The following is a 21,325-nucleotide window of genomic DNA, read 5'->3' as shown; positions in this document are numbered from 1 at the left end:
ATGGTAGATATCACACATAAGCAAAATACACTTCGCATCGCAACAGCTCAGGCAGTAGTTAAAGTTGGTCATGCAGATACGATTGAAGCAATAAAAAACGGAACCGTTCCCAAGGGGGATGTTTTTGAAATGAGCCGGGCGGCTGGGCTGTTGGGCATTAAAAAAACCCCGGACCTTTTGCCCGATTGCCATCCACTTCCTATAGAGTTTGGTGGAATCAAATATGAAATTGAAGGTCTGGAAATCAAGATTCTCTGCACCATCAAAACCATCTACAAGACCGGGGTGGAAGTGGAAGCCATGCATGGAGCAAGTGTGGTCGCCTTAAACATTTATGATATGCTGAAACCTATCGACAAGCAGGTCGAAATTCACCATATCAGACTGCTCCATAAAAGTGGGGGCAAGTCCGATATCAATTATTCAACAGCATCGAAGAGTTAAACCATACGTGAGCCAAAACAAAGAAATATTGAAAGACTCCTTTGGGAGAAAACATAGTTATCTCCGGATTTCATTGACCGAGAGGTGTAACCTTCGCTGTTCTTATTGCATGCCCTTGGAAGGTGTGACTCTCCTGCCAAAATCACACCTCATGAATGCTGAAGAGGTTTTCCAGATCGCCAAGATTTTTGTGAATGAAGGAGTGGATAAAATCCGTCTGACTGGTGGTGAACCATTAGTCAGGAAGGACTTTCCTGAAATTCTCAGGAAGCTCTCCAGCCTTCCGGCAAAGCTCACCATGACTACCAACGGGGTGACAGTAGACAGGCATTTCGATTTATTAAAAGAATGCGGAATGCAGACCATCAACTTGAGTTTAGACACACTCCAAAAAGAGAGATTCAAAGAAATCACCTTTCGGGATCAGTTCGATAAAGTTCATGAAAACATGTTTAAGCTTTTGGAACTGGGGTTCAAAGTGAAAATCAATGTGGTGCTGATGAAAGGGGTTAATGATGATGAGATCATTGACTTTATTGAGTTCACGAAAAACTATCCTTTCGTAGTCCGATTCATAGAATTCATGCCATTTGAAGGGAATAAATGGAAAAGAGACCAGACCGTATCTCTAAATGAAATTCTGGAAAGGCTGAATTCATTTTATCCAAAAAATGATATTCTTCGAATTCCGGATGCTCCTAATGACACCGCAAAGAATTATAAAATCAAAGGCTATTCAGGGGAATTTGGAATCATCAGTACGGTTACAAATCCGTTTTGCGATAGCTGCAACAGAATCAGACTTACAGCCAATGGGCAATTAAAGAACTGCCTATTTTCCCAATCCGAATCAGATCTTCTGACTCCTTTCAGGAATGGAGAGGAAATCCTCCCAATAATTCAAAAAGCTGTAGGCAAAAAATTCGCCATGCGGGGCGGTCTATCTAAACCGGATGATTTCAACAATCCGGAAATGCACCATAACCGGAGTATGATCAGGATCGGAGGTTAGCCTTGGAAAGAAGTTTTCGGTAGGCCTCAGGAGTATCCATGTCATCCATGGAGGATTCCAATTCCACAAAGATCACCTTATCCTTATGCTTCTTTACCAAAGGTTTTGCACCTAAATCACCTCTCAGCTCCTTAATCCCCCCGAAATATTTTTTTGGGAAGATCACCGGAGGTCCAGACCAACCTTCTTTTGATTTGGAGACGATAATCGCTTCAGGATTCCTTTTGTGTTGATCAATCAATCTCTTCAAATCCAAAACAGTAATCAAAGGCTGATCAACCAAAAAGAATAAAGCTGCATCTGATTCCTCTAGTTCCTCCATGGAAAATGCCATAGAATTCCCCATTCCTTCTGACCAATGGGGATTGATGAGGGATTTGGTGGGAAGCTGATGTGTTTGGCGCTTAATGTTTTCCCCTTCATAGCCTAAAATCAAATGAATAGGAAAATCAAGTTGCGTTAGCTTCTGGATCTGATAAGCCACTAAGCTTTGATCTCCCCAATCAAGTAGAGCCTTTGGACTTCCCATACGGCTCGAGGAGCCTGCAGCCAGAAGGACAATGCTAAGCTCAGGCATGGATTCGGCCTGATTTATTTTTCAAGGGTTGAGGATTCCGGTTTCTGGTGACCGAAAGGATTTCTCCAATGATTGATACGCCAATTTCATATGCTGATTCGGCTCCGATGTCAATCCCGGCGGGTCCATGAAGCCTTTCTAAAAACTCAATCTCAGCTTCAGGGTGAAACTCTAAAAATTTACCAAGCAACTTTTCCCTCCGATGTGCCGGACCCAAGAGCCCTAAATAGTCAGGCTTTGAATCCTTTAGCGCGAGAAGATACTGCACGTCTTTATTGAAGCTATGGGTCATTAGAATGACCGCAGTATTTTCTCCAAAATCTGAAGGATTTATAGCATCAAAAGTCGGAGTCTTCAAACTGCTCGCTCCTTCAAAAAAATCAATTGTTTTATGTTCATCTGGACTTGCAAAAATATGAACCTCCCAGCCCAGATTATCTGCTAGCTTCGCAAGCGCAACAGCATCATGCTCAGCACCGAAAATACAAAGCTGAAACAAGGGGCCAAATTCCTGTTCAAAGCTTGCAGAAGCATCAAAATCACTGGTTTTACTTTCCGGTTGGAAAGTGAAATCCTCTGAACCTATGGAAATAATGGATCCCTGATTTTTACTGGATTCCTGATTGTCTGTACCGGGTTCATAAAAGCTCTTAATTGAGAAATTTTGTCTTGAGCTAAGTGCCTTTTCAAATGATGTGAGAAACTCATCCTGAACTGTAAAAGGCTCAAGAAGCACATAGAGCGTACCTTCGCAGCCCAACCTATACGTCCCATCATAGCTCATCAGGCGGGCTTTCCCATTTTCAAAGACATGCTGTGCCTGTCGGTAAACCTCCTTCTCCACACAACCTCCACTAACAGCCCCAACCCATTTTCCGTTTTCAGCCAAAAGCATCCTGACTCCCGGCCTTCGATAGGAAGATCCTTCCAAGGCTACGACCGTGGCAAGAACCATTTTAAGGCCTTCGTTTTGCCATTTGACGGCCGTTTGGATAATGGATTTGAATTCGTGGGTCATATACGAAGATACAAAGGCAAAAAGTAACTAGAAAGAATTAAAAAGAGGTGTCGATCCAGCTTTTAGGATAGAATCATTAAATTAAGTAAAATCTAAATCTCAAAAGTATGTCTGGATTCCTCATATTCGGAGCGGTCATTCTGGCCTTAGCTCTATTTGCGATTTCTGTCTACAACAAATTTGTCAGAAACCGAAACCTCGTAAAGGACGCATGGAGTAATATTGATGTGGCGCTTAAACGTCGGTATGACCTGATCCCGAATTTGGTTGAAACAGTGAAAGGTTATGCCTCCCATGAAAAGGAGACTTTGGATGCGGTCATCAAAGCAAGAAATCAGGCAATGAGCGTTCCGCCCGATGATGTGAACGGCAAAATAAAAGCAGAGAATATCTTTCAAAACGCATTAAAAAGTCTTTTTGCTTTGAGCGAAGCGTACCCAGACTTAAAAGCCAATGTCAACTTTCTTGACCTTCAGGGAAAGCTGAATGAAATGGAAGAAAACCTGGAGCGAAGTCGACGATATTATAATGGGACGGTTCGGGAGAATAACACCTATGGGGAGAGCTTCCCGGGAATGCTTTTGGCCGGAATGTTTAACTATCAACACTTTGATTACTTCGAGGTGGAAGAAGCTGCCCGTGAAAATGTAAAAGTGGATTTTTCATAAAAGTGAAAATTAGATTCACATCAGTGCTCCTTTTTTTTGGGATTCTTCTTGGCTTTGGCCTATCGGCCAAAGCACAGGATTTTGAAGTAAAAGACTATGAAGTCTCAGTTCGAATCGATAAGGAAGGTTTTTTTGATGTAGAGGAGAATTATGATGTTTTCTTCTTTTCCCAGAGACATGGAATTTATAGAGATATCATCCTGAATTACAATGTCCTTGGAGCCGACGGCAAAGAAGAAAGGCGAGAGATTTCATTGAGTAATATTGATGTGCCCAACCATAAGTTTGATGCTGATGGGGAGTTTGCACGAAGGCTATTTGGAACTGCTCAAATCAAAATCGGAGATGCAAATATTTTCGTAGAAGGCGATGTAAACTATCAAATTAATTATCGTGTGAAGAAGGCTTTCCTCCATAATAAGGAAGCCATTCAATTCTATTGGAATCTTAAACCCACCGGCTGGTTTGCTGATTTTAAGGACATGTCCTTTCGCGTTCAGCTGCCAGAAGGGGTAAGAATTAATGAGAATAATGTATTTGTTTATTCAGGTTTCTTCGGCAATAGCGCAGAGAGTGAAGCTTTTGAGATCACCATTTCTGGAAATGAAATAATCGGTAAAGCTTTGCCAGGCTTCAATTCCTCTTATGGAGAAGCTGTGACACTCCTGATTAACCTTCCCCCAGGCTCAGTCAAGGAAATCAAGCCTTTTTGGCCCTTTTGGTCAGATTATGGTTGGTTCATTCTGATTATGGCCATTGTCCTGATTTTCTACCTTATTTGGAGAAGACATGGGAAAGAAGATCACACTCCAATGGTCATCAGCTATTTCCCTCCTAAGAAAATTGATCCGGCTATGGCAGGGTTCCTTATCAATGATAAGCAGGATTCCATGGATTTGATTTCCTTAATTCCCTATTGGGGTTCACAGGGTTTAATCCAGATAAATGAGATCGATAGCGGTGGTTGGTTTTCAAAGAAAGACACCGAAATTGTAAAACTCAAAGAATTACCTGCTAAACCTTTACCTAGCTATGAAAGGCTTTTCTTCGAAGAGTTATTCGATGGGAAAAGTTCAGTTAAAATCAGTGACCTTAAGGATAGCTTTTACCGAAAAATGAATGATTGTAAGAGCATGCTAAAAAAAGAAGCTCAGGTTTACTATCTGGAAAAGTCAAGAAAGGTGCAGGGTTTGGTCGGATTTGGCCTCGTCCTAACCATCCTTTTCATCGGTTTCGCGTTTCTTTTTTTCTGGGGATTCTTTGCCGCACTCGCTCTCCTTTTGACGTCCATCATCCTTCTTCTGTTTAATTTCTACATGAGCAAAAAGAACCCGAAGGGAAATGAAATCTTCTCTGAGCTTAAGGGCTTTCGCCAGTTTATCAGAACAGCAGAAGAAAATCGAATTAAGATGCTAATCAGAGAATCTCCGAATTATTTTGAAGATACCATGTCCTATGCCTTAGCTTTTGGGTCTCTGGAGAGATGGTCTGATAAGTTTGATGCGCTCGGTGAGAGACCACCGGAATGGTACCATACCCCACATGGCAGCTATGGCTCTATGAATAATTTCTCAAAATCATTCAGTAGAAGTATGTCAAACACCCAATCCAACATGGTCAGCCAGCCTTCCTCAAGTGGTAGTAGCGGAGGTGGATCTTCAGGAGGCGGCTTTGGTGGTGGTGGAGGCGGAAGCTGGTAATGCTCTATATGCTGTTGATAAAATCTAAACGCAAAAAATCTAACCCTTTGAAATTTTGAATTCTGTCTTTATGAAATTGATATCAACCATTTATTTCCTTTTTCTTCTACCCTTTTTGGGCAATGGTCAAAGTTCTACCTCCAAGTCATTCGACCCGAATAAGGACCTTTTACTGCTTCACCTAGATTGCAAAACTGATGTAGATGATGTTCACACCTTGGCTGCCTTTGTGACCTTGCTTTCACATCCAGATATGCCCAAAATCAATTTCCATGTGGTAACTGGGACTTACGGAATCCAGGAAGGACTCTATGTGCCTCCTAATCCACTTTTTGAATTGGCCCTGGATGATAAGGATTGGAGCGATGCTCATGCGGATAGAAATCAGGCAGTACAAAGAGTGGCCAAACTAGCAACAAACACCCTGAAAAATGGCGGTGATATTTGGATCGCCGATGGCGGTCAATCCGATTTTTCTGCCATGCTCGTAAAAATGGTTGAAAGAGAAATCCCAGGGCTAGATATCCCTGATCGGATTCATATTGTCCAGCATAGCGATTGGAACGAGGAAGTCACTTCTCCACAGGCTTTGGCATTTGTGAAAGAAGCCACAGATTATCATAAAATTCCAGATGGGAATGCCGTAGGAAATGGCACTCCCGGCTTCAGAACTCCAAAGTTTGATGGATGGAAGACCATGCTTTCTGATGAAGAGCTTTTAAAAATCTGGGAGCTAGCCCTAGAGATTGGGCTGGAATTTAACGCCAAAGAAGGAAGATATAACAATGAAGCGGTTGAATCCGGAGGCGTGGATTTTTCTGACCTTTCAGAGGTCTGTTATATCCTTGGTTTAGAGGATATCAAAGACACCCAAGAGTTTTTCAAGAGGTACGGGAGGTGAGGTTACTTCTCTTTTCCTCCAAGGATAATTACTCGTCCAGTACTATCAGGTAAAAAATGACGCAAATTTAAGTACATCAAGCATGATAAATTTTCGAAATCGGAGTTAGGATTATCCCCAAATATTAAAAATTCTGGAATGTCCCTTGGAATTTCTGGATCCAGCTGAAAATCAAATGGTGAAAAAAGGGTCGAGTATAAATTGAACCCGTCATAATCTTCCATCTCTGTTACACTATCAATTTGAAACTTAAATTCTGGAAAGCTCAACTCGCTTTGATCAAAATTTAAAGAAATCATCTCCTCCTGAACAGATACTACTACTGGATAATAGAATTCAGCAATGACAGGCATCGGTGAAAATGGATCACCAGAATAATTACGTTCAGGAAAATTAAACATGGCTTCTGTAATACCTTCCAACTCCTTCAAATCTGGCCCTTCGATGGCGAGGTCCTCTTGATGAGTACATCCCAAAAAGATAAAGCAAAAAAGAGTGGGAAGAATCCCATTACTGGATTTTAATGTTTTCATAACCCTAGATTGTGAAAAAAAAATGAATCATTTTCATTAATAGTTTAACTATTTCCAGCCAACTAAACTTACCCTGATAACCCTGTCTTGATTCGTGCTAACAAGGTCAATATCCATAAAACTAGCTCGATTAAATACCCCAGGGTTTTCACCATAAAGAAGAAAATCTGGTGTGCCCTTCGATCTCTTTCGGAAACCTGGAGAACCAAGTAAATTTAAATAAAGATTGTGGCCGTTGAGTAGACTCAATTCTCTCGTAGTAGAAATATTAAAATTAAGTTCAGGCAGAATTGGGTCATTGGACTGACTAAACCTGAGAGTTATCAACCCATCATTTACCGAAACATTCACTGGAAAATTAAACTTCAGATATGAAGTATCTACAGCACTGGTAATCAAAGGTCCTGAATACTTGGTTACGGAACATTCTACACTATAATTACCTTGAAGAGTGTCCAAATCAGGGCCTTCAGTGACGGGTTCTTCGGCTGAAGTACAAGCCATCAAAAAACAAAGTATAAGAACTGAGATATTACTTTTCATACCCCATTTTACCTAGATTAACTGGAAACCCCTCTGCAAAAATTGCCAAATTCAAAATTGATTTTAGTAAAAAATGCAAATTACAGCATCGATTAATGTATTATGCGATATGAAGTATCTCCTAGCAATCATATTGTTTTTTTCTTTATGGTTTGTATCCAATGGTCAGGACACCATCTTCTATAAAGAAATAGATACCACTAAACTCTATCTGGAAATTTATCCTTCTGAAATCCAACAAGATTCAAAGAACCCCGCCGTGGTGTTCTTTTTTGGAGGTGGTTGGATAGGAGGCACGAGAGATCACTTTAGACCGCATGCAGAGTACTTTTCAAAAAGAGGATTAACATGCTTCCTGGTGGACTACAGGATTCAAAGAATCCATAAAACCACACCTTTTGAGTCTTTGATGGATGCTAAATCCGCTATGCGGTACATCAGGAAAAATGCTGAACAGTTCGGTATTGATCCCGACAAAATTATAGCCTCTGGTGGATCAGCTGGCGGTCATTTGGCTGCGGCCACTGCCATAATTAAGGACTTCAATGACCCCCTAGATGACATGTTGATCGACCCTGTTCCAAACGCTCTTGTTCTGTTCAATCCGGTAATTGATAATGGCCCTGGTGGCTATGGATTCGAGAGAATCGGAGAGGAATACTTGAGGTTTTCACCCCTTCATAACATTCGAGAAGGTGCCCCACCAACCATCCTATTTCTTGGAACAGAAGATAATCTGATCCCAGTAGAAACTGTAGAATATTATAAAACCGTAATGGAAAATGTCGGTAGCAGATGTGATCTTCAAATATACCCAGAACAAGGACACGGCTTTTTCAATTACAGAAATTTTGACTTTTATAAACAAACCATCCTCGAAGCTGATTCTTTTCTTCAAAGTCTAGGTTTTTTAAATTGGAGCCCAGTGGTAAAAATCGAATGAGGATGGAAATAAACCCTCAAAATATATCTATTTTTTTTTAAAGGATTCTTGACCCCTTAGCGTTCAATCAAAATGAAAAAGACAAAGACCCACATTCGAATTTTATCAGCACTGATAATTATTGGTATTTCAGGATTTATCGGTCTTAATCTTAAGCAGCCTGAAACCTCCAAAGAACTCACCTTTTCGGGGTTCGATACACTAGTTTGGTCTGATGAATTTAATTCAGATGGCCCAATTGATCCTGATAAATGGTTTATGCAAACCCAACTTCCTGAAAGCGGAAATGGCAGTTGGTGGGGAGGGCTCTTGCAGCATTATACTGATAAGCAGGATAATGCCTTCGTGAAGGACGGTTATTTAAATTTGGTGGCCAAAAAAGAACCTTATGAAGATCAGGGAGTGCTTAAGCAATACACCTCAGCTCGCTTGAATTCCAAATACGCTTTCACTTACGGACGGGTTGAAGTAAGAGCAAAAATGCCTGAAGGGTATGGTACTTGGCCTGCGATATGGATGCTTAACACGAACATTGATGAAGATGGGGCTTATTGGGATAATGAGGGGTATGGAACTACAGTGTGGCCTTATTGCGGAGAGATTGATATCGTGGAACATTGGGGGAAAAATCAGGATGTGGTTTCGAGTGCTCTCCATAACGGATCGAGTTATGGAGATCAAACCAAAAATGTGGGCGAGCAAAAAATTATTGGAGCTTCAAGCGAATTTCATGTTTACTCCTTCGTTTGGACTGAGGACAAAATGACCTTCAGCGTGGATGGAAAGCAGCATTTAGAATACTCACCGAGTGAAAAAAATAAAAATACCTGGCCTTATGATGACAAGTATTATTTTCTAATGAATATCGCTTTGGAACCCAATCTCGATCCTGATTTTGTAGGAAGCTCAATGCTTGTCGATTACATCCGAGTTTATAAATAAAGTTCAAGGCTTTACTGGGATTTAAAATAAACCTCAATATGTTGAATTAACCTGTTGAAGATCCTTAAGTAAGCTTCGCTGATTTTTTAAGTGATTTTTTAGGACGAAAGACTCCACATGGCCAAACTCGTTTTCTTCAAGGATTGACTCATATTTTTCCTTAATCTTGAGCTCCGTTTCTTCGATCAAGCTTTTCACTGGATAACTTGCAAATTGATCAGTGGACCCCTTTTGCCTTCCACTCTCTAAGGTCGATGAATTGACTTCAACCCCAAAAAGCCTAGATAATTCTTTCTTAAAAAGCACTTTCCTTTTACATGCATCTCGGAGTAAATCCCTCTTCCAACGCGTTTCTACTTCGGTTAATTTATTGGAGTATTTAGCTTCTGCCTCCATTAAAGTCACTATCAAATCTTTTATTTCGTTCATCTTCCATCAAATCCTATCCCTACAAACATTAAGATGTTATTAACTCCTTATTAATGATATTAACTTTCATATCAGAAAGCTTTTCGCCTCCCTTAATTCCGAAATCCAAGGTCCTAATTGGGAATGGAATGGTAATATCATTATTATCAAAAGCTTTTTTAATTGCCATGATCGAATCACTGGTTGCTTTCAAATAACCGGTTTGCCCAGGATATTGAATCCAAAACATAATTTGGAAGTTGATTGAACTATCACCGAATTCCCGGTAGAACAAATTCACTTCTCTATCTGGTAGTAAAAAGGGTAACTCTCTGATCGCCTTTTCAGCCACTTCTTTTACTTTTTCTAAATCGTCCGCGTAAGACACGCCAACCGAAAGATCAATCCTTCTTTCCGGAGTTTTGGTGTAATTCATCAAAGGATTTTGAAAAACTTCCTTATTCGGAATTAAAACGTGAATTCCCTGAAAAGTTCTAACCGTAGTAACTCGAAGATCTATCTTTTCAACCTCTCCCATGAAGTCATTTGTCTCCACGATATCTCCCACTTTAATCGGCTGCCTGATTGCCATGGCCACTCCCGACATGAAGTTGGAAGCGATGTCCTGAAAAGCAAAACCAAGAGCCAGACCAATGATACCGGCACCAGCCAACAGGGAAGTCACTGTTTTTTCAAGCTCCAAAATGTTAAGAACCACAATTAACCCCCCAGCTAATATTAGAAACTGGAAGATTGTCGTAGCCAAGGTGTTTAGTGCTGACTTATTTGAGAATTTCTGAAATAATCTAGCCGTAAACTTTTTTGAGTACCTAGCCAAAAGGAAAAACAAAGAAAAAGTAATTGCTGCCACGATCATGTTAGGGACCATGGCAGCAAAGCTTTCCAGCCATCCTTCGATTTTACTCACAGCTACATTTAAAGCTTCTTTTAAATCGAATGTCATTGCTGATTAACTTAAAAGGTTTTTAATTTCTTGCTTGATTTCTGCCTCTGATTTTCCGAGACGTTTTTGAAGATTTCCAATCAATTGATCTTCTCCTCCTTCGGCAACCTGTAGATCATCATCTGTTAGTTCGCCATATTTCTCGCGAAGTTTTCCTTTCAATACGTTTAGGTTTCCTTTTAATAGTAAATCCATTTTTTAAAGTGTTTTTGGTTAAAAATTTATTTTATGACTGCTGACTAAATGCCAACATCATCCAGTGGTTTTTCTCAACTTTCTTGATCAAACCTTTAGCAAGATCTTCCGTGCCGCTATCACCATGTTCAACGGCCATCTCAACCACATGCATCAGATGCTCCAGGATCATTCTATAATCTTGTAGAATTTCTTCTACCATTTCCATAGCAGAAAGATCTGTCCCGGTCTCTTTAATTTCGGACTTCTTCAGATAATCAGCCATCGTACTTAGTGGTGTTTGATTGAATACCCTAATACGCTCAGCTATGTCGTCTATAGCCACTTTGGCATCATTATATTGGTCCTCGAATTTCTCATGCACGTCAAAGAATTCCGGCCCTTTGACATTCCAATGGTAGTTTCTCAACTTTTGATAGTGGACACTATAATTTGCTAATAGATTGTTTAAAGCATCTGTCAATTCCACTGCTTCCATAGGCTTGAAGCCTAATTTTGAATAAGCTTTCTTCTTCTCTTTTTTTACTTCTAAATCCATTTTTCTGTGTTTTTGATTAAAATTTTGATTTGAAATAATCAATCAGTCTCTTCTATAATCGAGTCGATGTCATCAATTAAACCTTCTATATCTGACCCTACATTTTCAACTATGCTATTGGCATCGCTTTTCACTTTGTCCCAATTATCCTTGGAAGCATTTTTAGCTTTATCCAGCGACTTCTCAACATCTTCCTTCTTAGCTTCGAGATCACTTAAGGTCTTTTCTAAATTTCTTTCGACAGGTCCTTCATTGATATTCATTTTATCCTCTAAGTCATCAATTGCCGTTTCGATTTCGAATTCGAGATTCTCTAAATCTTGAACTACTTTTTCCTGCTCCATTTTAAAATCTTCAGAGTTTTCTTCCTCTTTCGGAGCTGCGCAAGATGCAAATACACTCAGAACAACAATTGATAAGATGGTAGAAAATAAATTTTTAAGATTGGTGATTTTCATTTTTCAATTATTTGATTTTACCCCTACTAATGGAAACTTCATGCCATCCCTTCTACTAAGCCTTAAATGGGGTTGTGCCTTAAGAATTGTGGATTTAGAACCACATGTGTGGGTATTTTTCTCCACAAGGATAAAGCAAAACGAAGCATTCTGACCTAAAATCAGATTGGAACAGAATTCTCAGATAATAAAGTGTATTGATTACTGAGGGTGGTTTGGAGAGGGTGAAAAATCGAGACTTTTTTCTTGGTTTGGCCTTTCTTGATTTCCTTTTAAGATGCTTTTTTTGTTGAAAGTGAGTCGAGCCCCTTTTATTAATCATGCTTTAAAAAATTTTCCACTTAAAAAATAAATTATGTTAGAATGGACCATCGCCTTCATCGTTATCGCATTAATTGCAGGATTACTAGGATTCACTGGGATTGCTAAGGGAGCAGCATCTATAGCTCGAATTATTTTCTTTGTCTTTCTGGTCTTGGTAGTTCTTTCTCTTTTAGGCCAGTTGTTTTCTTAAAAAGAACAATCACATTAACTTAAATCCAGATGTCTTTCAGCATCTGGATTTTTTTATATCTATAAACTTGGTTCCAAGGAAGAATTAAAATTAATAGGCTTAGGCTGTTCTACCCAGAATAAAAATCAAATGAAAAGTGAAAGATGAAAAAGTCAAACCTTGTGCAGCTAGAGTTTCAAGAATAATTAAACAAGCTAAGATTAAATTAAGAGGCATAAAAAAAGGTCACTCTAAGGTGACCTTTTGATTTATATTGGTTTGATTAGGAGACTTTGGCTACTTCTTTCACCTTATCTAGTCCTTTCTTAGCAGCAGAAGTTTGCTTCTCTACCGTTTCGTTTAAGAAGGATTTAGCTTCAGCTAACCTCTTACTACCAATATCTTCAAGTTGGTCTTTCTTATCTCCTATAAAATTTGAAAGATCAGCCCTGGTTCTTTTTCCTTTTTTAGGTGCAGCGAGTATTCCAGCCGCCACTCCCAGACCTGCTCCTAGTAAAAATGTAAATGTAGTTTTCAAATAATCCATAGTGTTTATCAATTTTAGTAAAATGTTAAAACTTGATTATTACTACAGCTAAATGCATTCCATGACGGAAAACAGCCCTTAAAGCTGAATTATCATGATTGAGGTGTGGTGAAAATTACACAGGTGAGAAAATTATTCCTCAACTCCGATAGGAAAACATAGCCTGAACTTTGTCCCTGCTCCAGGTTCACTTTCCACCTCTATGTCTCCCCTATGGCTTTGAATAATATTCTGAACGGTTACCAATCCCAGACCCGTTCCTTCTTTTTTTGCAGTAAAAAATGGTTCGAAGAGCTTAGATTGATTTTCAGGGCTGATACCAGATCCATTATCTATGATATCAAGGTTCACATAATCATCTTCTTCGTAGGTTCGGATAGATAAAACCCCTTGATCATCCTCCATGGCTTCAATCGCATTAATCATCAAATTTAATAGAGCCACCTTGAGTTGATCTTCGTCAATGAGAATATCGGGTAAATCCTCCTCAAAAGACTTTTCCAAAACCATATTTCGAAGTTTAAGCCTGTCTTCGACTAAACTTAGGGTGGAGTTAACCACCTCATTAAGGCTTCTTTTTTCCAGACATAATTCCTTGATTTTCGAAGAGTCCAGTAAATCACTAATGAGTTTACTGATTCGCTTTAGGTTCCTTTCAATTATCTGAAGATATATTTCAGAGTCTTCTCTCTCTTCACCTAGTTCATCTCTAAGCTGGTCCAGCGCCAAACTGAGATTAGTCAATGGGTTACGAACTTCATGCCCGATAGTGCGAGAAATTTTTCCTGTCATCGAGAGCTTTTCTGCCATGACCAATTCCCTTTCTGCACGTTTTCGCTTTGTGAGATCACGAACAACCCCGAGATAGGATTTGATCTTTTTTGATTCATTTTCAAGCGGAACGATATGAATTAAGCAATGCCTTTTTTTAGAATCAGCGTTTAGTAATTCAGCCTCGAATTCATCAATTTTCCCCTGGTTTTGGCACAATTCATAAAAACGATCGAAATCTGAACTGTCAGCAAAGAGCGATTTGACTTTTAGGGTCTTCTTCACATCCTCTTCACAAAATAGTCCCTGAAATGCCTGATTACATTCCAGAATATTAAGCTTTTCATCAGCAAGGAAAATTGGATCAATTGACTCCTGAAACAACTGCCGATATTTCTTCTCCTGTGTTTCTATTTCGATCAAGGCCTCTTTTAAGTCGGATATATCCTGAAAATTCACGGTAAATCCATCATCAAGATGTACAGCAGAAATTCGAAACCACTTATTTATAGCCTCACCAGGATAATACTGCTCAAAAGTGACCTTCTCCCTAGATTCAACCACGCCCTTATATCTTTCAAATAATCCTGCCTCTTTATTGCCTGGAAGAACATCCAGAAGTCTGGATCCGACTAGCTCCGACGATGAAATACCTACAAGCTCACTGGCAATATCATTGACATAAATCCATTCAAAGTCAATTATCTCACTCTTCTCATCTCTCACAGACTTAAAAGCCATAATCCCGTTAAATGAGCCCTGAAGGATACTACTGAGAAATTCCTGTGTTGTTTTATTGGAAGTCAATACGATGAGATTTTAGTTTATTATAAAGTGTTTTCCTATCCACCCCAAGCAGTCGAGCCATTTCAGACTTATTGTTGTCCGTAATCTCCATCGCAGACCTGATCGCCTTCTCTTCCGCTATTGCCACTACCTCTTTAAGGGTTTTCCCTTTATAAAATTCAGTTTTAACTCCTTCTACCTTGGCATCCATTTCAGGATTTTTTATTTCTTCGGGCAGTGTTTCGGCAGTTAGTTTTTTGCCCTGAGATAGTAAAACCGATCTTCTGATCACATTCCCTAACTCTCTTAGGTTTCCATACCAATGATAAGACCTTAGGATTTCTAATACATCCGAATCAAAATCCTCAATATTTTTATCCAGTCTTTCATTGGACTCTATTAAAAAATGTCTGGAAAAAGTGACGATATCTTCTTTACGTTCTCTAAGAGGAGCCAGGGTAATGCTAAACTCATTTAACCTGTGGTACAGATCCTCTCTAAAATCCCCTGAATTCACGGCCGCTTTCAGATCTTCATTAGTAGCGGCTATCACACGAACATCCACCGAAATGTCTTTAGATCCTCCCACTTTCTTCACCACTCTTTCTTGTAAAACTCTTAGAAGTTTGATTTGATTTTCATAAGTCAGGTTTCCGATCTCGTCAAGAAAAAGGGTACCCCCGGATGCAAGCTCGAAGCATCCTTTCTTGTCCGAAATCGCTCCTGTAAAAGCACCTTTCACATGCCCGAAAAGTTCACTGGCAGCAAGCTCTTTGGGCAGAGCGCCACAGTCCACTGCAACAAATGGGTTACCACTCCTTTTACTTTTTTCATGAATCGATCGGGCTACAAACTCTTTTCCCGTACCTGTCTCTCCTGAGACAATCACAGACAAATCAGTTGGGGCAATAAGTTCAATATGCTTCCTCGCCGTTTTAGATTGATGACTTGTACCGGTCACAAAGGTCCTTTTGGAGCTCTTTTTCCGTTTTGCTTTTGGTTTTACTTCCATTTGGCCGTCACCGGCCAAAGCTCTATTTACAGTATGAAGAATCTCATCTGGAAATAAAGGTTTGGTCACATAATCAAAAGCTCCTTTTTTTAATGCCTCCACAGCAATCCGAACATCAGAATAGCCGGTGATGATGATCACTTGAAGATTTTTTTGGAGTATTTTGATTCTTTCTAAAATTTCTAGACCGGTATGATCCGGAAGGCGAAAATCGCAGATTACCAGGTCAAATTCGCCATTCTGAATTGATTTGATACCTTCCTTTCCACTTAATGACGTGTCCACTTCGAAGCCTTTCTTTTGAAAAAATCTTTTGAGCAAAGTGCAGATATCCTGCTCGTCATCGATAATTAAAATTCTTTTCATTGCTTGTCAGAATACAAGGTGTCAACCGCATTTAATATTTGAGATTTACTGAAGGGTTTTTTTAGAAATAAATCTACTCCTAAGTCCATGGCTTTTTGGATGTCTTCCTCGCTATCATAGGCACTCATCATAACCACCCCGGTATCCTTACCCTTTTCATTGATCTGCGAAATCAAATCGAACCCTGTTCCGTCAGGTAAATTCAAATCCAGAAAATGTAAATCAAAATCCTTGGACTCCAGTAATTTTTCCGCTTCAACGACACTTAAACTTGATTCCACCTTGATTCCCGACTTCTTCAAAAAAGTAGAAATCAATAAGCATATATCCTCTTCATCATCTACCACTAATATTCCCATGAACTGTGTAATTATTCTACAATATAGCTTGAATTTCTCATCCTGACTATCTCATTCAGCCTGTTTAGCTACTGGCATGATTGTTTATCTTTAAGGAAATGCACCTATACTGTAGCTGAAATGTTAAAAAAGTTTTTAAAAGGAAGTCAAGCACCTGATCCTCAATCCAAACCCAAGGAGTCCGAAGAAATCCTCGAGGAGCAAATCGATGCTGGTATTAAGGAATTCAAAAGATCGAACCGAAACCTTTTTGTTTCTGCTTTTACAGCAGGATTGGAAATTGGCTTCAGCGTGCTGCTCATGGGTACGCTTTATTCCCTTTTCGTAGGTAAGGTGAGTCCAGAATCGATGAGCTTACTTTTGGCTATTTCCTATCCCATAGGCTTCATTTTTGTCATTATCGGTAGATCAGAATTATTTACTGAACACACGGCTTTGGCTTTGCTTCCAGTACTCAATGGTTCAGTGACCCTGAGAAATCTATTAATTTTATGGACTATAGTTTATGTGGGTAACATTATCGGCGGATTACTTTTTACCCTTCTTTTGGTTCAAATTGGTCCATCCGTAGGCTTTATTCAAGTCGATTCCTTTTATCATCTTGCCAAAAAAATGGTGGATTACGACTGGAATACCATCTTATTCAGTGCCTTGCTGGCTGGCTGGATGATGGGGCTTCTAGGCTGGCTGGTAACTTCCTCCAAAGAAACAGTAAGTAGAATTTTTGTGATAATCTTAATTACTTCTGTCATAGGCTTGGCAGGATTACATCACTGTATTGTTGGCTCCATTGAAGTTTTGGCAGGTCTTATTACCAGCGATAAAATATCCATGTTGGATTATGTAAAATTTCAGACCTGGGCCACTATAGGGAATGTCCTTGGGGGAACCATCTTTGTAGCAGTACTAAAATTTGGACAAATCAGGATTTAGAAGCCATGAGTTTTCACTTTTTGAATCGAATACCAAAAAAAAAGGATGCCATTTCTATAGTAATTCTTGGCAATGAGGTTAGCCTAGAAAGCTATCAAGTTAGACACTGTGACCTTAATTAAAGTAATCTCAACAGAATCGAAAAAACAAAAAAGCCATTCATTACTGACTGGCCTATAGTAGGGGAATAGCTCCAATACCTATCGGGGTCGAACTGGTGACCCTTAAGATTATAAATAAAAAAGGGTACCGATTGGTACCCTTCGTAGTAGCGGGAACAGGACTCGAACCTGTGACCTTCGGGTTATGAGCCCGACGAGCTACCAACTGCTCCATCCCGCGATATATCTTTAAGCTTGCGCTTTATTTCTTCTTAAATTGCCCTTCCGGCGAATTGTGATACAAAGGTAAAGACAAACTATCGAAAATCAAGTACCTTTGTTAAAAATTTGTCCAAAATGAGCAATTCTCAACATAAGGCAGGCTTCGTAAATATCATAGGGAAACCCAATGTAGGTAAGTCCACTTTGATGAATATCCTTGTGGGTGAGAGGCTTTCGATCATTTCATCCAAAGCGCAAACTACGCGACACCGAATTCTGGGAATGATCAATGAAAATGATTATCAAATCGTATTTTCTGACACCCCAGGAATGCTTAAGCCTCAATATGAGCTTCATAAAAACATGATGGGCTTTGTCAACATTTCATTAGAAGATGCTGACGTAGTGGTCTTTGTCACTGACCTGTTCGAAACAGCTGATGAAATAGAAGATATCCTGGAGAGGATAAATAAAAGTGGATTACCTGTTCTATTGGTCATCAATAAAATTGACCTCGCAAAGGGTGACAAACTTGCAGAAGTCACTAAATACTGGACTGATCGCCTCAAGGTAGAAACGGTCATCCCAATTTCAGCTTTGGAAAACTTCAACACGGAGCGGATACTTCAAGAGATCCTTGACAGAATTCCGGTCCATCCACCCTTTTATGATAAAGGTGACCTTACTGATAGAACCGAGAGATTCTTTGCTTCAGAAATTATTCGCGAAAAGATTTTCAAAAATTATAAGAAGGAAATTCCATATAGCACTGAGGTAAATATTGAGGATTTTCATGATGAGCCAAAGATTATTAAAATAAGGGCTACAATATATGTAGAACGAAACTCCCAAAAAGGAATTTTAATTGGTGAAAAGGGCAAAGCTCTCAAAAAGGTAGGTATCGAGGCAAGGGAGGAGCTGGAGAAATTTTTCGGCAAAAAAGTCTTTCTAGAAACCTTCGTGAAGGTGGAGGCAGACTGGAGAAAAAATAAATCAAAACTTAAAAAATTCGGATACGATCCGACCTAAGCATGGCAAATATTGTAGCAATAGTAGGAAGACCAAACGTCGGGAAATCCACCCTTTTCAACCGCTTGGTGGAGCAGAGGAAAGCCATTGAAGATAACATGAGCGGAGTGACTCGTGACAGACATTATGGCCACGCCCAGTGGACGGGTAAGTTTTTCTCCGTTATTGACACAGGCGGATATGTTACCGGATCAGATGATGTTTATGAGGCTGAAATCCGGAAGCAGGTAACCTTGGCGATTGATGAGTCAGATGTCATTTTATTTGTTGTGGATTGCCATGATGGACTGACAGATTTGGATAAGGAATTTGCCAATGAATTAAGAGGGAGTAAGAAGCCCATTTTTGTGGTTGCCAATAAAGCGGATAATCAAGAGCAGGAATTCATGGCTAATGAATTTTATGCCTTGGGGATCAGTGATTTTGAGATTTTCCCGATTGCTGCTATAAGTGGTTCCGGGACAGGAGATTTACTGGATGCAGTGGTAGAGCAATTTGAAGATGAAGGCATAGAAGATCCTGAAGCAGGCATTCCAAAGATCTCCATTTTAGGACGTCCCAATGTTGGTAAATCATCCTATTTGAATGCTTTGCTGGGCAAAGAAAGGTCGATTGTAACTAACGAAGCTGGAACCACCCGTGATGCTATCCACACCAGATATCAACTATTTGGAAAGGATTTTATCATCACAGATACTGCAGGAATCCGGAAGAAGGCCAAGGTAAAAGAAGACATTGAGTTTTATTCCGTGATGCGTTCTTTAAGAACTCTTGAAGAGTCTGATGTGGTCATTGTGATGGTAGATGCAACCAGAGGTTTAGAGTCTCAGGATATCAACCTGATCAGTTTGGCTATTAAAAATAACAAAGGGATCATGATCATGGTGAACAAGTGGGATTTGATAGAAAAAGACCACAAAACCATGAAGAAGTTTAAGGAGGAGATGGAGGAAAGGCTTGGTGAAAACCGTTGGATTCCGATCATTTTTACTTCAGTCACCGAGAAGCAAAGGATCATGCAAGCGATTGAATTGGCGGTGAAAGTTTTTGATAACAAAACCCGAAGAATCAGCACATCTAAATTGAACGATGTTATCGGGGCAGAGATAGAAAGATATCCTCCACCAGCCTGGAAAGGGAAGTACATCAAAATCAAATACATCACCCAACTTCCAACCAAAAACCCTGTATTTGCGTTTTTCTGCAATCTTCCACAGTATATAAAACCGCCTTACACCAGGTATCTGGAAAATCGCTTGAGGGAGAACTTTGATTTTGAGGGAGTACCAATAAAAATCACGTATAAGAACAAATAATATTTTTAACAGAGTTGCATATTTATTTGAAATATTCAAATACATTTGCGCGATCATTTAAAACCCTATTAAAAATGAAGAAATTATTTATCTTATTCGCAATCTCTGGACTTATGGTTGCTAGCTCATGTGGAAAAAAAGATGCTACTGAAGTGGAAACTATGGTAGAAGAAACCACTGAGACCATCGAGGAGTCTGTTGAAACAGTTGAAGAGGTAGCTGACGATGTTGTTGATACTACTGAAGAGACTGTAGAAGAGGTAGTAGAGAAAGTAGAAGAAGTAGTTGAGGAGAAAAACTAATTTGATCTCAACAGAAAATACAAACCCCGGAAATCCGGGGTTTTTTTATGTATTTTTCAGAATGGATTCAGCAGAAAAATTTCGAAAAATCCTGGACTCAAAAATCCCTGAACCTGCAATCGCCTATTGCGAAAAAATCTGGGTCGAAACCCCTTTTGCCTTTCATGTCACTAGAGAGCGAAAAACTAAGCTCGGGGATTTTAGATTCCGGCCTGACAAGAAATTTCAGACCATCACCATAAATGGAAATTTAAATCCTTACCAGTTTCTTTTGACCTTTATCCATGAAGTGGCACACTTAAGAGCCTTTGAGGATTTCGGAAGGAACATTAAGCCCCACGGGCCTGAATGGAAAAAAACTTTTAGGTCTTTAATATCCCCTTTGTTAAACCCCTCTATTTTCCCTCAAAACATCCTAGTCCCTCTCCGTAAGCATATGCAAAACCCCAAAGCTAGTTCTGCTGGAGATATTTGGCTGATGAAGGAAATGGCAAAGTATGATGTGGATAGGGACGTTGAAAAAAGTTTTTTGGCCGATCTACCTCTAGGTAGCTCATTTGAATTATCAGGGAGGAGGTTTCGAAAAGAATCCGTCAGACGAACGCGAGCTCTTTGTCTTGAGTTAAGCAGCAGAAGGAAATTTTATGTGAATCTTCTGGCTAAAGTTAAACCTGACTAGGATTTACTCCCTTTCTTCACCTATCTCATTGTCAGGCTTTGCGAAGTCTTTGGGCTGTGGAAGCTCCTGTATTGAATTTATGCCAAAATACTCCATGAATTTTTCTGAGGTGCCATAAAGGATTGGGCGTCCTAGCCCTTCGGATTTACCTTTTATTTCCACCAGTTCCTTTTCCAGAAGTTTTTGAACAGAATAGTCACTATTTACTCCGCGAATCTGCTCGATGTCTCCCTTGGTTACTGGCTGTTTATAAGCGATAATCGATAAGGTTTCGAGCTGGGCAGTGGACAGGCGCTTTTTGGATTGCTGTTTCAGCAAAATCCCTATGGAAGTTTGGTAGGCGGGTTTACTTAAGAACTGGTAACCCCCTCCTACTTTTTCCAGAGTGAAAGAAAACTCTTCGTCGTCATATTTTTTCTTTAGGGCCTTGATGGCCTCATTTATGTCTTCAGAGGGAACATCCGCTTCAAACATTTCTGTCAGACACTTCTGAATCTCCTCTTCATGAAGAGGATTTGGAGAACAAAAAATAAGTGCTTCAATATGACGATGAAGAAAATCCAAC

General features: G+C 39.7%; 27 protein-coding genes and 1 tRNA gene. 13 read left to right on the top strand and 15 right to left on the bottom strand.

Annotated features, from left to right (window positions below):
• Together moaC and moaA are read left to right on the top strand one after the other, a co-directional pair.
• Nucleotides 1-444: a cyclic pyranopterin monophosphate synthase MoaC gene (gene moaC, locus QVH07_RS13880; RefSeq protein WP_353890994.1), complete on the top strand. Its 444-nt coding sequence runs from the start codon at nucleotides 1-3 to the stop codon at nucleotides 442-444.
• Nucleotides 398-1,456 carry a GTP 3',8-cyclase MoaA gene (moaA, locus tag QVH07_RS13875; RefSeq protein WP_353890993.1) on the top strand — a complete coding sequence of 353 codons (1,059 nt, stop codon included), beginning with the start codon at nucleotides 398-400 and terminating at the stop codon, nucleotides 1,454-1,456. The genes moaC and moaA overlap by 47 nt, the downstream gene beginning before the upstream one ends.
• On the opposite strand, the gene QVH07_RS13870 is transcribed toward moaA, so the two are convergent.
• A complete protein-coding gene (locus QVH07_RS13870) occupies nucleotides 1,440-2,033 on the bottom strand; it encodes a nucleotidyltransferase family protein (protein WP_290001383.1) in 594 nt (197 codons plus the stop codon). The genes moaA and QVH07_RS13870 overlap by 17 nt on opposite strands.
• Nucleotides 2,026-3,051 (bottom strand): XdhC family protein, encoded by a 1,026-nt coding sequence (locus tag QVH07_RS13865; protein ID WP_290001380.1) that lies wholly within the window; start codon nucleotides 3,049-3,051, stop codon nucleotides 2,026-2,028. Before QVH07_RS13865 ends, QVH07_RS13870 begins: the two co-directional genes overlap by 8 nt.
• A 107-nt stretch (nucleotides 3,052-3,158) precedes the next feature.
• Here QVH07_RS13865 and QVH07_RS13860 point away from each other — a divergent pair, with 107 nt between their 5' ends.
• From QVH07_RS13860 to QVH07_RS13850, 3 genes are all read left to right on the top strand, one after another.
• Nucleotides 3,159-3,719, top strand: coding sequence for a LemA family protein (locus QVH07_RS13860; protein ID WP_290001377.1), 561 nt, complete (start codon nucleotides 3,159-3,161; stop codon nucleotides 3,717-3,719).
• 2 nt (nucleotides 3,720-3,721) lie between these two features.
• Complete coding sequence (locus QVH07_RS13855; RefSeq protein WP_290001375.1) at nucleotides 3,722-5,419, top strand: DUF2207 domain-containing protein; 1,698 nt, start codon at nucleotides 3,722-3,724, stop codon at nucleotides 5,417-5,419.
• 70 nt (nucleotides 5,420-5,489) lie between these two features.
• Nucleotides 5,490-6,320 (top strand): hypothetical protein, encoded by an 831-nt coding sequence (locus QVH07_RS13850; RefSeq protein ID WP_290001371.1) that lies wholly within the window; start codon nucleotides 5,490-5,492, stop codon nucleotides 6,318-6,320.
• 2 nt (nucleotides 6,321-6,322) lie between these two features.
• Here QVH07_RS13850 and QVH07_RS13845 read toward each other — a convergent pair whose 3' ends face one another.
• Nucleotides 6,323-6,853 carry a hypothetical protein gene (locus tag QVH07_RS13845; protein WP_290001370.1) on the bottom strand — a complete coding sequence of 177 codons (531 nt, stop codon included), beginning with the start codon at nucleotides 6,851-6,853 and terminating at the stop codon, nucleotides 6,323-6,325.
• A 48-nt stretch (nucleotides 6,854-6,901) separates the two neighbouring features.
• Entirely contained in the window at nucleotides 6,902-7,396 is a 495-nt protein-coding gene (locus QVH07_RS13840) for a hypothetical protein (RefSeq protein ID WP_290001368.1), read from the bottom strand.
• 109 nt (nucleotides 7,397-7,505) lie between these two features.
• On the opposite strand from QVH07_RS13840, the gene QVH07_RS13835 reads away from it, so the two are divergent.
• A complete protein-coding gene (locus QVH07_RS13835) occupies nucleotides 7,506-8,339 on the top strand; it encodes an alpha/beta hydrolase (RefSeq protein WP_290001365.1) in 834 nt (277 codons plus the stop codon).
• 72 nt (nucleotides 8,340-8,411) lie between these two features.
• Entirely contained in the window at nucleotides 8,412-9,281 is an 870-nt protein-coding gene (locus QVH07_RS13830) for a glycoside hydrolase family 16 protein (RefSeq protein WP_290001362.1), read from the top strand.
• Nucleotides 9,282-9,314: 33 nt separating this feature from the next.
• Here QVH07_RS13830 and QVH07_RS13825 read toward each other — a convergent pair whose 3' ends face one another.
• Genes QVH07_RS13825 through QVH07_RS13805 form a run of 5 tightly spaced genes read right to left on the bottom strand, consistent with a single transcriptional unit; the run spans nucleotide 9,315 to nucleotide 11,844 of the window.
• A complete protein-coding gene (locus tag QVH07_RS13825) occupies nucleotides 9,315-9,710 on the bottom strand; it encodes a hypothetical protein (RefSeq protein ID WP_290001361.1) in 396 nt (131 codons plus the stop codon).
• A gap of 28 nt (nucleotides 9,711-9,738) precedes the next feature.
• Nucleotides 9,739-10,653, bottom strand: coding sequence for a mechanosensitive ion channel family protein (locus tag QVH07_RS13820; protein ID WP_290001358.1), 915 nt, complete (start codon nucleotides 10,651-10,653; stop codon nucleotides 9,739-9,741).
• Nucleotides 10,654-10,659: 6 nt separating this feature from the next.
• Nucleotides 10,660-10,848: a CsbD family protein gene (locus QVH07_RS13815; RefSeq protein ID WP_290001355.1), complete on the bottom strand. Its 189-nt coding sequence runs from the start codon at nucleotides 10,846-10,848 to the stop codon at nucleotides 10,660-10,662.
• Nucleotides 10,849-10,879: 31 nt separating this feature from the next.
• Nucleotides 10,880-11,386, bottom strand: coding sequence for a Dps family protein (locus QVH07_RS13810; protein WP_290001352.1), 507 nt, complete (start codon nucleotides 11,384-11,386; stop codon nucleotides 10,880-10,882).
• Between the two features lie 38 nt (nucleotides 11,387-11,424).
• Nucleotides 11,425-11,844 carry a sll1863 family stress response protein gene (locus QVH07_RS13805; RefSeq protein WP_290001349.1) on the bottom strand — a complete coding sequence of 140 codons (420 nt, stop codon included), beginning with the start codon at nucleotides 11,842-11,844 and terminating at the stop codon, nucleotides 11,425-11,427.
• A 355-nt stretch (nucleotides 11,845-12,199) separates the two neighbouring features.
• On the opposite strand from QVH07_RS13805, the gene QVH07_RS13800 reads away from it, so the two are divergent.
• Nucleotides 12,200-12,358, top strand: a complete 159-nt coding sequence (locus tag QVH07_RS13800; RefSeq protein WP_290001346.1) for a DUF1328 domain-containing protein — start codon at nucleotides 12,200-12,202, stop codon at nucleotides 12,356-12,358.
• Between the two features lie 262 nt (nucleotides 12,359-12,620).
• Here QVH07_RS13800 and QVH07_RS13795 read toward each other — a convergent pair whose 3' ends face one another.
• The 4 genes from QVH07_RS13795 to QVH07_RS13780 all read right to left on the bottom strand — a co-directional run bounded on the left by QVH07_RS13795 (nucleotide 12,621) and on the right by QVH07_RS13780 (nucleotide 16,178).
• On the bottom strand, nucleotides 12,621-12,884 hold the full coding sequence (locus QVH07_RS13795) for a YtxH domain-containing protein (protein ID WP_290001344.1): 264 nt from the start codon (nucleotides 12,882-12,884) through the stop codon (nucleotides 12,621-12,623).
• A 132-nt stretch (nucleotides 12,885-13,016) separates the two neighbouring features.
• Nucleotides 13,017-14,462: an ATP-binding protein gene (locus tag QVH07_RS13790; protein WP_290001340.1), complete on the bottom strand. Its 1,446-nt coding sequence runs from the start codon at nucleotides 14,460-14,462 to the stop codon at nucleotides 13,017-13,019.
• Entirely contained in the window at nucleotides 14,449-15,819 is a 1,371-nt protein-coding gene (locus QVH07_RS13785) for a sigma-54-dependent transcriptional regulator (RefSeq protein WP_290001335.1), read from the bottom strand. The genes QVH07_RS13790 and QVH07_RS13785 overlap by 14 nt, the downstream gene beginning before the upstream one ends.
• Nucleotides 15,816-16,178, bottom strand: a complete 363-nt coding sequence (locus tag QVH07_RS13780) for a response regulator (RefSeq protein WP_290001330.1) — start codon at nucleotides 16,176-16,178, stop codon at nucleotides 15,816-15,818. Before QVH07_RS13780 ends, QVH07_RS13785 begins: the two co-directional genes overlap by 4 nt.
• A 120-nt stretch (nucleotides 16,179-16,298) precedes the next feature.
• Here QVH07_RS13780 and QVH07_RS13775 point away from each other — a divergent pair, with 120 nt between their 5' ends.
• Nucleotides 16,299-17,111 carry a formate/nitrite transporter family protein gene (locus QVH07_RS13775; protein ID WP_290001328.1) on the top strand — a complete coding sequence of 271 codons (813 nt, stop codon included), beginning with the start codon at nucleotides 16,299-16,301 and terminating at the stop codon, nucleotides 17,109-17,111.
• Nucleotides 17,112-17,380: 269 nt separating this feature from the next.
• On the opposite strand, the gene QVH07_RS13770 is transcribed toward QVH07_RS13775, so the two are convergent.
• Nucleotides 17,381-17,453, bottom strand: a tRNA-Met gene (locus QVH07_RS13770).
• Between the two features lie 35 nt (nucleotides 17,454-17,488).
• Here QVH07_RS13770 and era point away from each other — a divergent pair.
• From era to QVH07_RS13750, 4 genes are all read left to right on the top strand, one after another.
• Nucleotides 17,489-18,463, top strand: a complete 975-nt coding sequence (era, locus tag QVH07_RS13765; protein WP_290001947.1) for a GTPase Era — start codon at nucleotides 17,489-17,491, stop codon at nucleotides 18,461-18,463.
• Between the two features lie 2 nt (nucleotides 18,464-18,465).
• Nucleotides 18,466-19,779 (top strand): ribosome biogenesis GTPase Der, encoded by a 1,314-nt coding sequence (der, locus tag QVH07_RS13760; protein WP_290001325.1) that lies wholly within the window; start codon nucleotides 18,466-18,468, stop codon nucleotides 19,777-19,779.
• A gap of 74 nt (nucleotides 19,780-19,853) precedes the next feature.
• Entirely contained in the window at nucleotides 19,854-20,081 is a 228-nt protein-coding gene (locus QVH07_RS13755; RefSeq protein ID WP_290001321.1) for a hypothetical protein, read from the top strand.
• Nucleotides 20,082-20,142: 61 nt separating this feature from the next.
• Entirely contained in the window at nucleotides 20,143-20,760 is a 618-nt protein-coding gene (locus QVH07_RS13750) for a SprT-like domain-containing protein (RefSeq protein ID WP_290001319.1), read from the top strand.
• A 3-nt stretch (nucleotides 20,761-20,763) separates the two neighbouring features.
• Here QVH07_RS13750 and scpB read toward each other — a convergent pair whose 3' ends face one another.
• Nucleotides 20,764-21,324, bottom strand: coding sequence for an SMC-Scp complex subunit ScpB (gene scpB / locus QVH07_RS13745; RefSeq protein WP_290001946.1), 561 nt, complete (start codon nucleotides 21,322-21,324; stop codon nucleotides 20,764-20,766).
• Between the last annotated feature and the right edge of the window lies 1 nt (nucleotide 21,325).

The organism is Algoriphagus sediminis (assembly GCF_030403435.1).
Classification (GTDB): Bacteria; Bacteroidota; Bacteroidia; order Cytophagales; family Cyclobacteriaceae; genus Algoriphagus; species Algoriphagus sediminis.
Note: the sequence above shows the minus strand (reverse complement) of the source record. Positions and strands in the feature narration are given on the sequence as shown.

Coding starts and splice junctions, on each gene's coding strand:
- moaC (WP_353890994.1), top strand. CDS start 1: ATGGTAGATATCACACATAAGCAAAATACACTTCGCATCGCAACAGCT.
- QVH07_RS13870 (WP_290001383.1), bottom strand. CDS start 2,033: ATGCCTGAGCTTAGCATTGTCCTTCTGGCTGCAGGCTCCTCGAGCCGT.
- QVH07_RS13865 (WP_290001380.1), bottom strand. CDS start 3,051: ATGACCCACGAATTCAAATCCATTATCCAAACGGCCGTCAAATGGCAA.
- QVH07_RS13860 (WP_290001377.1), top strand. CDS start 3,159: ATGTCTGGATTCCTCATATTCGGAGCGGTCATTCTGGCCTTAGCTCTA.
- QVH07_RS13850 (WP_290001371.1), top strand. CDS start 5,490: ATGAAATTGATATCAACCATTTATTTCCTTTTTCTTCTACCCTTTTTG.
- QVH07_RS13845 (WP_290001370.1), bottom strand. CDS start 6,853: ATGAAAACATTAAAATCCAGTAATGGGATTCTTCCCACTCTTTTTTGC.
- QVH07_RS13840 (WP_290001368.1), bottom strand. CDS start 7,396: ATGAAAAGTAATATCTCAGTTCTTATACTTTGTTTTTTGATGGCTTGT.
- QVH07_RS13835 (WP_290001365.1), top strand. CDS start 7,506: ATGAAGTATCTCCTAGCAATCATATTGTTTTTTTCTTTATGGTTTGTA.
- QVH07_RS13830 (WP_290001362.1), top strand. CDS start 8,412: ATGAAAAAGACAAAGACCCACATTCGAATTTTATCAGCACTGATAATT.
- QVH07_RS13825 (WP_290001361.1), bottom strand. CDS start 9,710: ATGAACGAAATAAAAGATTTGATAGTGACTTTAATGGAGGCAGAAGCT.
- QVH07_RS13820 (WP_290001358.1), bottom strand. CDS start 10,653: ATGACATTCGATTTAAAAGAAGCTTTAAATGTAGCTGTGAGTAAAATC.
- QVH07_RS13815 (WP_290001355.1), bottom strand. CDS start 10,848: ATGGATTTACTATTAAAAGGAAACCTAAACGTATTGAAAGGAAAACTT.
- QVH07_RS13810 (WP_290001352.1), bottom strand. CDS start 11,386: ATGGATTTAGAAGTAAAAAAAGAGAAGAAGAAAGCTTATTCAAAATTA.
- QVH07_RS13805 (WP_290001349.1), bottom strand. CDS start 11,844: ATGAAAATCACCAATCTTAAAAATTTATTTTCTACCATCTTATCAATT.
- QVH07_RS13800 (WP_290001346.1), top strand. CDS start 12,200: ATGTTAGAATGGACCATCGCCTTCATCGTTATCGCATTAATTGCAGGA.
- QVH07_RS13795 (WP_290001344.1), bottom strand. CDS start 12,884: ATGGATTATTTGAAAACTACATTTACATTTTTACTAGGAGCAGGTCTG.
- QVH07_RS13785 (WP_290001335.1), bottom strand. CDS start 15,819: ATGAAAAGAATTTTAATTATCGATGACGAGCAGGATATCTGCACTTTG.
- QVH07_RS13780 (WP_290001330.1), bottom strand. CDS start 16,178: ATGGGAATATTAGTGGTAGATGATGAAGAGGATATATGCTTATTGATT.
- QVH07_RS13775 (WP_290001328.1), top strand. CDS start 16,299: ATGTTAAAAAAGTTTTTAAAAGGAAGTCAAGCACCTGATCCTCAATCC.
- der (WP_290001325.1), top strand. CDS start 18,466: ATGGCAAATATTGTAGCAATAGTAGGAAGACCAAACGTCGGGAAATCC.
- QVH07_RS13755 (WP_290001321.1), top strand. CDS start 19,854: ATGAAGAAATTATTTATCTTATTCGCAATCTCTGGACTTATGGTTGCT.
- QVH07_RS13750 (WP_290001319.1), top strand. CDS start 20,143: ATGGATTCAGCAGAAAAATTTCGAAAAATCCTGGACTCAAAAATCCCT.